This window comes from Burkholderia sp. 22PA0099 (assembly GCF_047497165.1).
Classification (GTDB): Bacteria; Pseudomonadota; Gammaproteobacteria; order Burkholderiales; family Burkholderiaceae; genus Burkholderia.
This window is the reverse complement of record NZ_CP163164.1, coordinates 3,223,697-3,239,472: the sequence shown is the minus strand read 5'-3', so window position 1 is coordinate 3,239,472 and position 15,776 is coordinate 3,223,697. Positions and strand designations below refer to the sequence as shown.

Genomic DNA, 15,776 nt, shown 5'->3' with positions numbered 1-15,776 from the left:
AAACGAACGACGTGACGGACAACACACTCTCGGCGCGCCCCGACGCGCTGCGGCTCGCGACGCAATACGCGGCGCTCCCCGAGGACAAGCGCGCGCTGTTCCGCGCCCGCGCGCGCACCGGCGGCATCGATACTTCGGCGCTGCCGGCCGTGCCGCTCGCGCCGCGCCCGGCGCGTTTCCCGCTGCTGCCGGCGCAGGAGCGGCTGGTGGTTCCTGTGGTGCCTCGATCCGGCCAACGCGGGGTATCACCTGACGCAGACGCTGCGCTTGCGCGGCCCGCTCGATGCGACGGCGCTGCATCGCGCGCTGCATGCGCTGGTGGCGCGCCATGAAGCGCTGCGGCTGCGCTTCGAGGCCAACGACGGCGTGCCGATGCAATACCCGGTTCCGGCCGAACTGCCGCCGCAGGGCGCGACGCCCGACGACGCGGCGCGCGCGGCCTACGGTTTTCATGCGCAAACGATCGGCCCCGATCCCGAGGCGCTGGCCGCCGCCGTGCACGGCTTCGCCTGCGCGCCGTTCGATCTGACCGGCGGTGCGCCGCTGCGCGTCGGCCTGTTCGACATCGGCCCCGACACGCGCGTGCTGCAGTTCGTGGTTCATCACATCGTGGGCGATGCGTGGTCGATGGATCTGCTGTTCCGCGATCTGCTCGCGCTCTATCGCGGCGACACGCTCGCGCCGCTGCCCGTGCAGTTCGCCGACGTGGCGATGTGGCGGCGCGAATGGCAGGCCCCCGACGAACTGGCGCGGCAGGTCGAGCACTGGCGCGCGACGCTCGACGGCGCACCCGGCGCGATCACGCTGCCGCGCGATCTGCCGCCGCGCCCGCAGCGCTCGCACGAGGGCGGCACGGTGCGCCGTGGTGTGGATGCGCCGCTGGCCGACCGGCTGCGCGCGATCGCGCGCGAGCACGGCACCACGCCGTTTACGTTGCTGCTGGCCGCCTACGGCGTGCTGCTCGGCCGCTACGCGGCGCAGCGCACCGTGGTGACCGGCGTGCCGTCGGCCGGGCGCGAGCGCCGCGAAACCGAGGCGCTGGTCGGCTTCTTCGTCAACACGCTGATCGTGCGCACCGATCTGGACGGCGCGCAGCCGTTCGCGGCGCTGCTGCGCGAGACGCATGCGCGCGTGCTCGACGCGCAGGCGCACCGCGATGTGCCGCTCGCGCAACTGGTGGAGGCGCTGGCCGTCGAACGCGATCTCGACAGTTCGCCGCTGTTCCAGGTGATGTTCGATCTGGCCGTCGACCGCCCGCGCGGTGCGGCTGCGCTGCCCGACGGGCTGGTGGCCGAGCCCGTGGCCGACGTGGCGCGTACCGCGCGTTTCGATCTGGCGCTGAACGGCCGCGACCGCGGCGCGGGCGGCACGTTCGAACTGGCGCTGACCTATGCGCGCGACCGCTTCGTGGCGCCCACCGTGGCGCGTTTCCTCGACGATTACGCGGCCCTGCTCGCGCTGATCGCCGCCGATCCGTCGCGGCGCGTGGCCGATCTGGCCGCGCCGCCCGCGCGCCATGCGGCGCATGCGGACATCGCACGCGGCCCGTTTTTACCCGCGTACCTGCGCATCGCCGCGCGCGCGGCGCAGTGCCCGGCGCGCATCGCGTTGCGCTGCGAGGGCGAATCGCTCGACTACGCCGCGCTCGACGGCTGGGCCACGCGGATCGGCGCGGCCTTGCGCGCCGACGGCCTGGCGGCCGGCGAGCGCGTGGGCCTGCTGCTGAATCGTTCGCTGGCGCTGCCGGCCGCGCTGCTCGGCGTCTGGCACGGCGGCGGCGCGTTCGTGCCGCTCGACCCCGATTACCCCGAGGCACGGCTGCGCGCGATGATCGCCGATGCCGGCGTGAGGCACGTGATCGTCGATGCGGGCACGCGCGCGCAATGGGCCGGGTTGCTCGGGCCGCTGCGTGCGCTCGACGCGGGGGGGCTGCGCGAGGCTGGATCGAGCGTCGGTGAGGGCGGCGAGTCGGTGGTTGTCGGCAACGTCGCCGGTGTGGGCAGTGCGGTCAACGCGGCCAACGCGGTCAATGCCGCCAACGCCGCTAACGCGGTCAACGCCGCCAAGCCGGTCAACGCCGCCAACGCCGCCAACACGGCCAACACGGCCAACACGGCCAACACGGCCAACACGGCCAACACGGCCAACACGGCCAACACGGCCAACACGGCCAACACGGCCAACACGGCCAACACGGCCAACACGGCCAATGCGGCCAATGCGGCCAATGCGGCCAATGCCGCGCCGCTGCATCCCGAGGCCTTGGCCTACGTGATCTACACGTCCGGTTCGACCGGCACGCCGAAGGGCGTGGCCATCTCGCACGGTGCGCTGGCGCTGCATCTCGACGATTTCCTGCACGACCACCGGATCGCCGAGACCGACACGGTGCTGCAATCGTCCACCATCAATTTCGACGTGGCGCTGCACGAACTGCTGCCGGCGCTGATCGCGGGCGGCCGCGTGGCGATGCGCGGCCCGCGCGCCTGGGAACTGGAGACGCTGAACCGCACGCTGATCGACGAGCGCGTGACGTTCGCGCGGATTCCCACCGCGCTCTGGCAGCAATGGCGGATCGCGCTGCCGGCCGCGCAGGACCTGTCGCTGCGGCAGATCACGGTGGGCGGCGAAGGCTTGCCCGGCGACGCGCTGGCGCGCTGGCTCGACGGCCCGCTCGCTCACGTCGCGATCGACAACCTGTACGGGCCGACCGAAACCACGGTGGCCGTGCTGCATCATCCGGTCACGCCGGCCGATGCGGCCAGCGCGATCGTCGCGATCGGCCGCTGCTACCCGTCGCGGCATGCCTACGTGGCCGATCTCGACGGCAACCGCGCGCCCGACGGCGCGTTGGGCGAGCTGTGCATCGGCGGCCCGACGCTGGCCCATGGCTACCTGGGCCGCGCCGCGCTGACGGCCGAGCGCTTCGTGCCCGATCCCACCGGCGAGCCCGGCTCGCGCGTGTACCGCAGCGGCGACCTGTGCCGCGCCCGCCCGGACGGCACCATCGATTTCCTCGGCCGGCTCGATCAGCAGATCAAGCTGCGCGGCCACCGCATCGAACTCGGCGAGATCGAGGCGGCGCTGCGTCGCGCGGCCGGCGTGCGCGAAGGCGTGGTGGAACTGCGCGGCGAGGGCGAACGCAAGCGGCTGGTGGCGTATTACACCGGCGAGGCCGCCCCCGATGTGGTGCGCGACGCGCTGGCCGCCACGCTGCCGGCCTCGCACGTGCCGTCGGTGTGCGTGGCGCTGGCCGCGTTGCCGACGCTGCACAACGGCAAGCTCGACCGCCGCGCGCTGCCCGAGCCGGACGAGCATGTCGATACCGGCGCGGTCGAACCGGCGGGCGCGCTCGAAACCACGCTGCTGGCGGTGTGGCAGACGGTGCTGGGCCGCACCGATTTCGGCGTGACCGATGCGTTCTTCGCGCTCGGCGGCGATTCGATTTCGAGCCTGCGCGTGATCGCACAGGCGCGCGCGGCGGGCTGGATCGTCAGCGCGCGGCAGGTGTTCGAGCATCCGACCGTGCGCGAACTCGCGCGCGTGGCGCAGCGCGCCGATGCGCAGGCGGGCGAGGGCGGGGCCGCGTTGGAAGCGTCCGGGCCGCTCGATGCGCCGCTCGTGCCGATGCAGGGCTGGTTCTTCGAGCAGTTCCCCGATGCGCCGTCGCGCTGGAATCAGTCGGTGCTGTTGCGCGCCGCCGATGCGCTCGATGCCGACGCGTTGCGCGTGGCGCTCGCGGCGGTGCTCGGCGCGCACGACGCGCTGCGCGCGCGTTTCGCGCACGATCGGGCCACCGGGCGCTGGACGCAGACCATCGTGCCGGCCACGGCTGATCTGGCCGAGGCTGCGTTCGAGGCGATCGATCTGTGCGCGACCGAGGCGACCGAGACGACCGAGACGACCGAGACGACCGAGACGACCGAGACGACCGAGACGACCGAGACGACCGAGGCGACCGAGGCGACCGAAGCGGAAGAAGCGCCCCAGCCGACCCCCACCAACGACTGGCGCGCCGCGCTGGCCGCCCACGCCGATCGCCTGCACGGCAGCCTCGATCTGGCGCAAGGCCCGCTGCTGCGTGCGGCTGCGTTCGCAACGCCGGACGGCGCGCGGCTGCTGATCGTCGCGCACCACATCGTGATGGACGGCGTGTCGTGGCGAATCCTGCTCGACGATCTGCTCAAGGCCTACGACCTGGCGCGCGCCGGCGACGCCGCCCCCGCGCTGGCGCCACCCGCCACCGGCTGGCGCGACTGGTCGCAACGGCTGGCCGCCTACGCCTCGCAACCCGAATGGCTCGGCGAGATCGCCTGGTGGCAGGCACAACTGGGCACGGCGGCCGACGCCGCGCCGCGCGCCGAAGGCGGCCAGCGCCACCTGGCCTGGTCGCTGGACGCCGACGCCACCGCGCGCCTGAGCGGCGCGGGCTGGCGCATCGACGACGTGCTGCTGGCCGCGCTCGCGCAGGCCTGCGCCGAGGTGCTGCCCGAGGTGCCGGTGATCGTCGAACTGGAAGGCCACGGCCGCGGCGAGCAGATGCCCGGCGTGGACCTGAGCCGCACGGTCGGCTGGTTCACGACGCAGTATCCGCTGCGCGTAGCGGCCGGACGCGACGCCGAAGCCGCGCGCCGCGCGATCGCCGCCGCGCGCGCCGCGCTGCCGGCCGACGGGCTGCACTACAACCTGTTCCGCTACCTGGGGCAGGCCTCGTCGCGCGCTGCGCTGGACGCGCTGCCGGCCACCACGGTCGGCTTCAACTACCTGGGCCGCTTCGAGGAGCGGCTCGGCGCGGGCCGCTTCACGTTCGCTAGAGAGGATAGCGGCGACGGCACGCTCGGCCGTACGCCGGCCGGCGCGGCGCGCCATTGGCTCGACCTGAACGGCCTGATCGCGGACGGCTGCCTCAAGGTCGACTGGAGCGCGGCGGCGGGCTCGGTCGACGAGGCGAGGCTCGCCCGGCTGGTCACCGTGTTCGATACGCAGGTGCGTGCGCTGGCGCAAGCCGCCGCGTCCGCGCCGGAAAAATCGAACACAGCAAACGCAGCAAACGCAGCAAACGCAGCAAACGTGGCCGACGTACCGGCCCGCTTCGGCGGCCTGCCCGGCGGTGCCACGCCCGCGCCGGTCGCCACCGCGAACCCGGCCGCCGATGCCGCGTTCGCGTTATGGCGCGAGCGCTTCTACACCGAGGCGCGCCTGATGCCGGCCGCCGATCCGCTGCGGCAACCGCTCAACGCGGCGCGCGCGCCCGTCACGCTGTTCTGCTGCTACCCGGGCTTCGGCCTGACCGGCGAATACCGCTACCTCGCCGCCGCGCTGCAAGGCGTGGCCTCGGTGGTGGCGTTGCGCGCGCCGGGCTTCGCGTTCCCGGCCTCGCGGCCGGCTGACTGGGCCGATAGCTTCGAGGCGCTGGCCGATGCCTGCACGCGCGAGATCGTCGCCATGCAGCCGGCCGGCCCGTACCGCTTGCTCGGCTGGTCGTTCGGCGGGCGCATCGCGTTCGCGGTGGCGGCCCGCCTGCGCGCGCTCGGTCACGCGGTGGATTTCCTCGGTCTGCTCGATACGGCGGTCTCCACCGCCGCGCATGGCCCGAACGAGACGGGCGAGCCGTCGGCCGAGGCCGAGGTGGCCGGCGCCGATGCGCTCGCGCTGCTGCCGGGCTGGCTCGACGCGCAGCCCGACGGCGCGGCGCTGCGTCCGCTGTTCGCGCGCGCGGCCGAAATCGACGCGCTGCATTACCGGCTGCGCGTCGCGCATGCGCTGCCGCGCATCGACGTGCCGCTCACGTACTGGCACGCCGCGCGCGACACGGCCACCGGCCGCGAGCGCGACTGGTCGGCCTATACGAGCGCGGTCACCACGGTGATCGAGGCCGAGGCCACGCACACCGGCATCGTGCTGCATCCGGCCGTGCACGACGAGGTGGCGCGCCGCCTGCGTGCGCTGTCCGCCGCGCACGGGCAGGATGCCGGCCGCGCTGCTGCGCCCGGCGCCGGAACTAACGGATAATGACGCCCCGGCGGGCCTGGCCCGCCGTCTCCCCGCAACACGATGCTGACGATGGAACTGAAGCCGTGACCACACCCGCCGGCGCTACGCCGCTCTACCGCCTGTCCGGCGTCGATTTCGCGATCGGCGGCAAGACGCTGTTGCAGGACATTACGCTCGACATCCCCGCCGGCCAGGTGGTCGGCCTGATCGGCCACAACGGCTCGGGCAAGACTTCGCTGATGCGCCTGCTGGCGCGCCTGCATGCGCCGACGCGCGGCCGCATCGAGTTCGGCGGCGCGCCGCTCGATAGCTGGGCGCATCGCCGCTTCGCGCAGCAGGTCGCGCACCTGCCGCAATACACGCCGCAAACCGACGGCCTGCTGGTGCGCGAACTGGTCGCGCTGGGCCGCTACCCGTGGCACGGCGCGCTCGGCCGCTTCTCGCGCGAGGATCACGAGCACGTCGAGAACGCGATGGTGTCGACCGATGTCGCCCATTACGCCGATCGCCCGGTGGACAGCCTGTCGGGCGGCGAGCGACAGCGCGTCTGGCTGGCCATGCTGATCGCGCAGGACAGCCGCTGCGTGCTGCTCGACGAGCCCACCTCGGCGCTCGACATCGGCCACCAGCTCGAAGTGCTGCAACTGATCCGCACGCTGTGCGACGCACGCGGCATGACCGCCGTGGTGGTGCTGCACGACGTCAACATGGCCACGCGCTTCTGCAGCCAGCTCGTTTCGCTGCGCGGCGGCCGCGTGTTGATGCAGGCCGGCCCCGACCAGATCATGCGCGAAGACAGCCTGGCCGCCATCTACGGCGTGCCGATGGGCGTGATGGTCGATCCCGTGGCCGGCCACCGCATCGGATACCCGCGATGAGCCGGCCGTTGCACGAATCCCGCCGCCGCTGGCTGGCGCGCGGCGGCGCGCTCGGGCTGGCCGGCGCGTTGGCGTGGTCCGGCGCGGCGCGGGCTGCCGCGAGCGCTTCGTCAGCCGGTGCGTCCGCCGCTTCACCCGACACACCGGCCGCCGTGCCCACCCGCGTCGCCACGATGAACTGGGAGCTGACCGAAACGCTGCTCGCGCTGGGCGTGACGCCGATCGGCGTCAGCCTGCCCGACTGGTATCGCAACGCGATCGTCGAGCCGCCGCTGCCGCAGGGCGTGGCCGACATCGGCCTGCTGTACCAGCCGAACTTCGAGGTGCTGCTCGCGCTGAAGCCCGACCTGCTGGTGATCACGCCGGGCCACGCGCCGGCGATCCGCACGCTGCAACGGATCGCGCCGACCATCGTATTGAGCCAGTACATGACGAGCGCGCAGCCTTACCACGACCTCTGCGACGAAACCGGCAAGCTGGCCGCCCGCGTGGGCCGCGCGCCGCAAGCGCAGGCGCTGATCGACGAGGCCGCGCGCACCGCCGAATCGGTGCGCGCGCAACTGGCCGCGCGGCCGGCGTTGCGCAAGCATCCGCTGATCGTCGCCGATCTGGCGGACGACCGGCACCTGCGCGTGTACGGGCGCGGCAGCCTGTTCGACGAGATGCTGGCGACGCTCGGCGTGCGCAACGCCGCGCACCCGCGCGATGGCGGCCCGGTGTGGCCGACCCAGACCGGCTATTCGCTGGTGCCGCTGCAGCGGCTGGCCTCGGTGCCCGACGCGAGCGTGCTGCTGGTGGGCGGGCTCAAGCCGGGGCAGCGCGAAGGCCTCGCCGGCAATGCGATCTGGCAGGCGCTGCCGGCGGTGCGCGAACGGCGCGTCGCGGCCTTGCCCGTGATCGCCCCTTATGGCGGGCTGGTATCGATGCAGCGCTTCGCGCATGCCGTCGAGGCGGCCCTGACGACGATCGACGCAGGAGGCGGCGGTGTTGCGTAATCTCATGGCCTTGCCGCGTCAGGACGCGTCGCGCGATGCCCGCTGGTGGGTGATCGGGCTGCTGGTCGCGGTATCCCTGGTGCTTGCCGTGCACGGCATTCGCGCCGAACTCGACGGCGCGTCGTTCTGGCAGGCGCTGTTCGCGCCCGACCGCGACAACCTGCGCGAGATCCTGGTGCGCGACAGCATGCTGCCGCGCATCGCGATGTGCCTGCTGTGCGGCGGCGGGCTGGCCTTGGCCGGCACGCTCGCGCAGCAGGTGCTGCGCAACCCGCTGGCCGAGCCGATGACGCTCGGCGTGTTCCCCGGCGCCTATCTCGCGCTGATCGTGGCCGACCTGTGGGCGCCGTCATGGCTGGTGATCGGCCGGCCGCTGGTGGCGCTGGCCGGCGGCACGCTCGCGATCCTGGTGGTGTTCGCGCTGTCGGCGCGGCAGCGGATGGCGCCGCTCGCGGTGGTGCTGTCGGGCATGATCGTCAACCTGTATTGCGGCGCGATCAGCCTGGCGCTGTCGATGGCGCATTTCGAACTGCTGCGCGGCCTGATGATCTGGGGCGGCGGGGCGCTCGACCAGACAGGCTGGCACGACAGCCGCATGCTCGGGCTGGCGGTGCTCGGCTGCGCGATCGTCACGGTGCTGCTGCGCCGGCCGCTCGGCGTGTTCGATGCCGGCGATTCGACCGTGCGCAGCCTCGGCGTGGGCCTGCATCGCACGCGCGTGGTGGCGTTGATGGTGGCCGTGGTGCTGACCGCCGCCGTGGTGTCGACGGTCGGGGTGATCGGCTTCGTCGGCCTGGCCGCGCCCACGCTGGCGCGGCTGGCCGGCGCGCGCCGCCTCGGCCAGCGGCTGATCTGGGCGCCGCTGCTCGGCGCCGCGCTGCTGTGGCTGACCGACGAGCTGGTGCGGGTGGTGTCGTCGGCCGAGCTGTTCTCGGCGCATCTGCTGCCCACCGGCACCGTCACCTCGCTGGTGGGCGTGCCGTTGCTGCTGCTGTTGCTGCCGCGCCTGCGCGCCCAGCCGGACTTGCACGCGGCCGGGGTGGCCGCCGCGCTGCCGGGCCGCCTGTCGCGCCGGCTGCCGGTGGCGCTGCTGGCGCTGCTGGCCGTGATCGCGTTGAGCTTCTGCGTGACGCGCACGCTCCACGGCTGGCGCTTCGGCGATCTCGCGCAGATCCGCGCCATCATGTTCTGGCGCCTGCCGCACACGGTGGCGGCCGCCGCAGCCGGCGTGCTGCTGGCGATCGGCGGCACGCTGATCCAGCGCATCACCGCGAACCCGATGGCCAGCCCCGACCTGCTCGGTGTCAGCGCGGGCGGCATGCTTGGCATCGTGGTGGCGCTGTTCGCGGGCGTCGCGCCGGGGCCGGGCGTGCTGTTCCTCAGTTGCCTGGCGGGCGTGGTGGTGACGCTCACCGTGCTGATGTGGCTCGGCTCGCGGGTGGCGTTCGCGCCCGAGCGGCTGCTGCTGATCGGCGTGGCGATCAGCGCGCTGTTGCAGGCGGTGGTCGGCGCGATGATGTCGAGCGGCGACGCGCGGGTCGGGCTGCTGCTGAACTTCATCGTCGGCTCGACCTATTACGTGCAGCCGCCGATCGCCTACGCGGCGGCCGTGATCGCGCTGCTCGGCCTGGCCCTCGCGCCGCTGTTGAGCCGCTGGATCGAGATGCTCGGGCTCGGCGCGGGCGTGGCCGGCGGCCTCGGCGTGCCGGTGGGGCGTGCGCGGTTCGCGGTGTTGCTGCTGGCTTCGGTGCTGACGGCCGCCTCGACGCTGCTGGTCGGCCCGCTGTCGTTCGTCGGCCTGATCGCGCCGCATATCGCGCGCTTCTCCGGCGCGCGGCGGCCCGCCTCGCAAATCCTGGTTGCGGCGATGATCGGCGCGTTGCTGATGACGTTCGCCGAGTGGCTCGGCCGGCAATTGGTGTTCCCGGAGGAGGTGGCCTCGGGCCTGGTCGCCACGCTGATCGGCGGGCCTTACCTGATCGCGCTGATGCTGCGCAAGACCGTCACCTCGACCTGAGGCGGGCAGGGCGCTGGCGGGCCGTCGAAGCGGCCGCCAGCGCCGCCTTGACGGTTCTTTTCCTATCGATTTCTCCGCGCATTTCCACTGCTTCGGCATCCTGACGGTCAGGCGATTTTTTCAATTGCTTCGTCATCCGATGCAATTGCGAACGGCTGTCATCGGCACGCCACATTCGTGCTGCGCAAGCACCTGTTTCGACGCCTTCGCTCCGCTTTCGAAAGCTTCGAGACAGCCTTGATCGACACGCGATTGCCCGTTCTGTCACCCCCGTTCCCATGAATACGACGCATGAATCGGAACAGTGTGCAAATGAATTGCAAATGAGAATCGTTATCGGTAATATTCCGACTCGCATTCTGGCGCGGGGAGTTGTGTGTCGCCAGCGTGTGATCACCAGGATTTCGGCATGTCGCGAGCGTCATGTCGATCGCATCCGGTGACGCTTACAAACGGCCGCCGAGTCGTCAGATCGAACCACGGCGGACGGACACAACACATGGAGCGTAGTCAACAAATGGGAATCTCGATGGACGGCTGGCGGCGCGGGAAGCGCGTTTCGTATCGACAGGCAGGGGTGATCCGGTTGACGCCGGTCGCGATCGCGCTATGCGCGGCATGGGCTGGCGCGGCGCACGCGCAGGCGGCCGCTTCCGCACCGCAGGCAGCGTCCGCCGCGCTGCCGACCGTGCACGTGAAGGCCGCGCCCGACGCGACGACCGAGGACAGCGGCTCGTACGCGACCCGCGCGGCCACCGTCGGCAGCCGTTCGGCCACGCCGGTCAAGGAGATTCCCGCCTCGGTGTCGGTGCTGACGCGCGAACGGATGAACGATCAGAACATGACGACGATCCAGGACGCGCTGCGCTACATGACGGGCGTGAGCGCGATCGAATACGGCGACGGCACGGCCTACTACCACTCGCGCGGCACGCAGCTCGGCATCGAATTCGACGGCGTGTCGATCGTCAGTGGTCTTGAATATCTGCAGCAGTTCGACCTGGGCATCTACGACCGCGTCGAATTGATTCGTGGTCCGAACGGCGTGCTCGACGGCAACGGCGAGCCGGGCGGCACCGTGAACCTGGTGCGCAAGCGCCCGCAGAAGGAATTCCACCTCAGCACCGAAACCCAGATCAGCTCGTTCGGCGGCGCCCGCCAGATGATCGACGTGACCGGCGCGCTGAACAAGGAAGGCACCGTGCGCGGCCGCGCCGTGCTGATCGGCAGCGACATGCACGGCTCGATCGACCGCGCGCGCAAGAAGGAAGTGACCGGCTACGGCGCGATCGACTGGGACATCACCCCGCGCACCACGCTGTCGCTGTCGGCCGGCTACCAGGTCAACACCAACACCGGCTTCGATTACGGCGCATCGGGCCTGTTCCGCAGCGCGACCGCCACCGCACCGTTTGGCCGCGTGCCGAGCTCGTACTCGCAGAACTTCGCGCCGGACTGGAACTACGGCTACACCTCGCTGCAGGAAGTGAACGGCAACCTGGTGCACAGCTTCGCGAACGGCTGGAAATCGCAGACGACGCTGTTCTATCGTCACGAATTCACCAAGGCGGACGAGGCCGACAGCGGCCCGGGCGCCCTGGCCCCCGGCATCGCGCGCTACACCGAGCGCCGCCAGCAGAACACCTACGACTGGTTCGGCGCCGACACCAACGTGACCGGCCCGATCGAGGCGTTCGGCCGGACCCACACGCTGACGGTCGGTGCGAACTACTCGGTGATGTCGGAAACGGCGTACAGCGGCAACAAATCGCTGGTCGGCCCCGGCCCGCTCGGCACGTTCAGCCTGTACGACCCGAACGTGATCGGCAAGGTCAACGTGCCGTTCACGTTCGGCACCAACACGCGCCAGGTTCAGTACGGCTTCTACACGCAGGCGCGCATCAAGCTGCTCGATCCGGTCACGCTGGTGCTGGGCGCGCGCGAGGCGTTCTTCGAACAGCGCTCGCAGTCGATCCTGCCGACCGTGGCCGACTGGAAGACCAACGTCAACCTCGATCACCGCTTCCTGCCGTCGGTGGGCCTGGTGTGGGACATCACGCCGTCGACCACCGTCTACGCGAGCTACTCGAAGTTCCTGGCCGCGCAAACCGCGATCGAAGCCGACAGCAGCGTGGTGCCGCCGCGTACCGGCGATCAGTATGAAATCGGCGTGAAGAACAGCTTCCTCGGCGGCCGCCTGTCGACCACCGCCGCGTTGTTCCGCATCCAGGACAACAACCGCGCGGTGGCCGATCCGGCCAACCCGACGTTCTCGATCCCGGCCGGCAAGGTGCGCGACCAGGGCTTCGAGTTCGAGGTGACGGGCCAGCCGATCGAGAACTGGAACATCTACGCGGGCTACACGTACCTGAATGCGAGCTACGAGAACGCGGCGGCCGACCTGTCGGAAGGCACCGATCCGAAGCACCTGTTCAAGCTGTGGACCAAGTACTCGTTCACGGCCGGCACCTTGCGCGGCTTCTCGGTCGGCGGCGGCATGCTGGCGCAGACGCAGACCACGCGCGGCGTGGTGCAGGGCGGCTACACGGTCTTCAATGCGCAGCTCGGCTATCGCTTCAACAAGCACCTCGAAGCGTCGCTCGCGTTGAACAACATCTTCAATCGCCAGTACTACCTGCGTCCGCCGGGCAATTTCTACAGCGTGTTCGGCGATACCCGCAACGTGATGCTGACGGTTCGTTCGGATTTCTGACGAACCACGCGGCGGGCCGGTCCCGCCGCACCTGACGAACCGGGGCGTTCCGCGCGCCCCGGCTCGATACCCGGCCCCGGCCGGGAGCGCATGCCGGAGCAGAGGACATGTGTGACAGCGGCGGTCACGGTGTGGTCGTGAAACTGAAACAATTAATGCGAATCATTCCGATTTGCATTGTATTTATATAAATTACCCGCGTACGACTCGCTTCGGGCCGAAGCCGCGTTGTGCAGCTGACTCGCGTGGTCGCGCTCCGATGCCTGGGCGCCGCCGCGAACGCGTCATGGAGGGAACGATGAATGTCGCTGACGTAAGCATGACGATGTCGAATGCCGTCCGTCCAACCTGCCTGGCCGTTCCGTGCCGGGTGTCCGATTTCAGCGCGCCGCCGGCATCGCCGTCGCGCTGCCTGCGCGTTTGCACCGGCGCCGCGTCGCCGTACGCGACGCTCCGAGCCGGTGCTGCCGGCCTTTTCTCGCACGCTCCGGCCTCGCAGCCGGGCCGCGTGCTTCCGAGAACTCTTCACAGGAACTTTCGCCATGTCGCAAGCCATGCCTTTGCTATTTGATTTCTCGCCGTTCGCCGGCCAGAGCGAACGCTACGTTGAACTGATCAAGCAGTTCTCCGCCGCGCACGCATTCCGCAGCGCGCATGTCAGCGAGCTGCTGCTGGAAGACGATTTCCACCGCCGCCCGCTGCGTCCGGAAGATTTCGAATTCCTGAAGTTCCAGAAGCCGGTGCGCCAGCACAACGTGAGCCGCCTGCCGGCGCTGGCCTCGGGCCGCACGCTGCTGTCGATCTACGAGCTGGGCGTGGCGCGCCTGCCGCGCAGCGCCGACATCGACGAATGGCAGCACTTCAGCGGCTTCTATGGCGACGACGTGCAGGTGTTCGGCGCGCAGATCGCCCCGTTCCTCGAAGCGTACGCATTCGAATACCTGTCGCAGGATCAGGCCGTCGAGGCCGAGCCGGCCGCCGCCGCGGCGCGCCTGAAGCGCCTGATCGACGAGGAAACGGCGTTCTGGACCGAATCGTTCGCCCGCCTGATGCGCAACGACTATCTGCAGGAAGGCCTGCGCTTCATCACCGTGCAGCGCTGGGCGCTCGCGCCGTCGAAGCGCCGCGCGCTGGCTCGCGCCACGGCGAGCGGCTTCCTCGACATGCTGCCCGAGGCGTTGCGCCCGCAACTGCACGGCGACCTGCCGTCGGATGCGCTGCTCGAAAAGATCGCCGCCTCGGTGGGCGTGACGCGCCAGCAGCATGCGTACTGGCAGTTCTATCTGCCGACCAGCACCGCCAAGGCCAACCTGCTGTACGCGCTGGGCCGCCGCCCGGATCGCGCGTTCGGCCTGGTGGGCGCGGCCTACGCGGCCGAAGCCGAATGGCTGGCGTTCGGCGCCGCGCTGGAGCGCGCCTGCGCGCATCTGGCGCCGGCCGGCCGCGAGCCGGGCGAATTCGAGCGCCGCACCGACGCGCTGGTGGCACGCTTCCAGGAAGCGCTGCAAACGATTGCCGGCCAATACGGCCAGCCCGCCTATGCGCAGGCGGTGCAGGGCGTGGCCGCGGCCGAGCGCCTGTGCGAGCGGGCGCGCTGGGATCTCGGCGAGCAGTTGCTGTGGCTGTCGTCGATCCGCCATTACATCAAGTTCGCACACCGAATCAGTGACCGCATCGACGTCGAATGCCCGGGCATCGACCGCGAAACCTTCGTCGAGCCGTTCGAGATGTGCTCGACCACGCACGTCCACAACGATCACCGCCTCGTGACCATCGAGGAAGGCCAGATGCTGTTCTGGGGCAATGTGGGCATGCAGTTGAAGATGAACGTGGGCGACAAGGTGCTGATTCCCGACGGCCGCCTGCACGGTTCGACCGTGCTGTCGGGCGAGTGCACGTATCACCAGCCGATCATTCCGGACGACTGGGTTCAGGCGCTGGTCGCCGAACTCGAGGCGAAGGCGAACGCGGGCGCGTCCGCCTGAGTTCCGCCGGCAGGAACCTGCTTTGACTGGTGGGCCGCGCATTCCGCGCGGCCCGGCACGCTCGCCCGCGCTGGCGACGAACAAGGATATGAAATGAGTTCAACCGAGGAAAAGGTCAACCTGTTGGCGCAAGCCGATGCGGCGCCCGGCGAAGGCTTTGATCCGGGCGACTGGAAGAGCCGCATCATCAACGGCCGTGCGCTCGGCGCCGCCGCGAACCCGCCCGCGTGGCTCGACGCGTCGTACGCGACGCTGCGCGAGAGCGTGATGCACCCCGAGTATCCGTGCTTCTTCGGCACCATCGCCGAGAAGCGCGGCGAGATGTTCTATTCGTTCGTGAACGGCAAGAACATCGCCGACCTGCCGGCCACCATGCAGACCTTCGCCGAACTCGCGCTGCGCCCCGAGTATCGCAAGAACAATATTGCGGTGTTCTTCGAACCGGATGCCGCGCCGCTCTCGCACGACGACTATCACACGCATTTCTGGCAGATCCTCCAGCATCTGCACGACGTCGATCCCGATCCGAAGGCCGACCAGCAACCGCCGCCGTCCGATGGCGACTGGGAATTCTCGTTCGCGGGCGTGGAGTGCTTCGTGGTGTGCGCGTGCCCGTCGTTCCGCACGCGCCACAGCCGCAACCTCGGCCCCGGCATGGTGCTGCTGTTCCAGCCGCGCAGCGTGTTCGTCGACACCATCACCAACAAGGTGATCGGCCGCGAGGCGCGCAACCAGGTGCGCAAGCGCCTCGAAACCTGGGACGAAATCCCGGCCCACCCGGATCTCGGCTTCTACGGCGACCCGGGCAACCTCGAATGGAAACAGTACTTCCTCGACGACGCCAACGTGGCCGCCGACGATCGCTGCCCGTTCCTGAAACGCCAGAAACAGAACGCCGAAGCGGCCCAGGCCGCGTTCGGGGCCGAGCCGCGCGACGTGCTGAACGCTGGCGACTACGCGCCGAAGCGTCATGTCGAGCCGGTGGTGGTGCAGTCGAAGCCGGCCGCCGCCGATTCGGCCGGTGCGCGCCACTGGCAGCAGCACCGGATCGTCTCGACCGAGAACCCGTATGCGCCGCATCCGGCGTCGTGGCACGGCAAGGAGCCGCACGCGGTGCCGCCGGTCAAGCGCGATCGCCACGAGTACGGCGAGGACTGACGCACCGCGGTGCCGAAGCGATCACGAGGGCCGGGC

Annotated in this window: 8 protein-coding genes; all 8 read left to right on the top strand. The window is 70.4% G+C overall.

Annotation, left to right across the window (positions count from 1 at the left end; all coding sequences use genetic code 11):
* The first annotated feature begins 11 nt into the window (after positions 1 to 11).
* Positions 12 to 332, top strand: coding sequence for a hypothetical protein (locus tag AB4851_RS14165; protein WP_414447731.1), 321 nt, complete (start codon positions 12 to 14; stop codon positions 330 to 332).
* Positions 214 to 6,012, top strand: a complete 5,799-nt coding sequence (locus AB4851_RS14160) for a condensation domain-containing protein (protein ID WP_414449194.1) — start codon at positions 214 to 216, stop codon at positions 6,010 to 6,012. The genes AB4851_RS14165 and AB4851_RS14160 overlap by 119 nt, the downstream gene beginning before the upstream one ends.
* 65 nt (positions 6,013 to 6,077) lie before the next feature.
* Positions 6,078 to 6,872, top strand: coding sequence for an ABC transporter ATP-binding protein (locus AB4851_RS14155; RefSeq protein WP_414447730.1), 795 nt, complete (start codon positions 6,078 to 6,080; stop codon positions 6,870 to 6,872).
* A complete protein-coding gene (locus tag AB4851_RS14150) occupies positions 6,869 to 7,867 on the top strand; it encodes an iron-siderophore ABC transporter substrate-binding protein (RefSeq protein WP_414447729.1) in 999 nt (332 codons plus the stop codon). The genes AB4851_RS14155 and AB4851_RS14150 overlap by 4 nt, the downstream gene beginning before the upstream one ends.
* The gene (gene fhuB, locus AB4851_RS14145; RefSeq protein WP_414447728.1) at positions 7,857 to 9,884 is read left to right on the top strand and encodes a Fe(3+)-hydroxamate ABC transporter permease FhuB; all 2,028 of its coding nucleotides are present in this window, start codon (positions 7,857 to 7,859) and stop codon (positions 9,882 to 9,884) included. Before AB4851_RS14150 ends, fhuB begins: the two co-directional genes overlap by 11 nt.
* 517 nt (positions 9,885 to 10,401) lie before the next feature.
* Positions 10,402 to 12,597, top strand: a complete 2,196-nt coding sequence (locus AB4851_RS14140) for a TonB-dependent siderophore receptor (protein ID WP_414447727.1) — start codon at positions 10,402 to 10,404, stop codon at positions 12,595 to 12,597.
* Positions 12,598 to 13,139: 542 nt separating this feature from the next.
* The gene (locus AB4851_RS14135) at positions 13,140 to 14,582 is read left to right on the top strand and encodes a peptide synthetase (RefSeq protein ID WP_414441819.1); all 1,443 of its coding nucleotides are present in this window, start codon (positions 13,140 to 13,142) and stop codon (positions 14,580 to 14,582) included.
* 93 nt (positions 14,583 to 14,675) lie between these two features.
* Complete coding sequence (locus AB4851_RS14130; protein WP_414447726.1) at positions 14,676 to 15,740, top strand: YqcI/YcgG family protein; 1,065 nt, start codon at positions 14,676 to 14,678, stop codon at positions 15,738 to 15,740.
* The last annotated feature ends 36 nt before the right edge of the window (positions 15,741 to 15,776 follow it).

Bases quoted from the DNA above. Each gene is read 5' to 3' on its own strand.
- AB4851_RS14150 (WP_414447729.1), top strand. From the start codon at position 6,869: ATGAGCCGGCCGTTGCACGAATCCCGCCGCCGCTGGCTGGCGCGCGGC.
- AB4851_RS14140 (WP_414447727.1), top strand. From the start codon at position 10,402: ATGGGAATCTCGATGGACGGCTGGCGGCGCGGGAAGCGCGTTTCGTAT.
- AB4851_RS14135 (WP_414441819.1), top strand. From the start codon at position 13,140: ATGTCGCAAGCCATGCCTTTGCTATTTGATTTCTCGCCGTTCGCCGGC.
- AB4851_RS14130 (WP_414447726.1), top strand. From the start codon at position 14,676: ATGAGTTCAACCGAGGAAAAGGTCAACCTGTTGGCGCAAGCCGATGCG.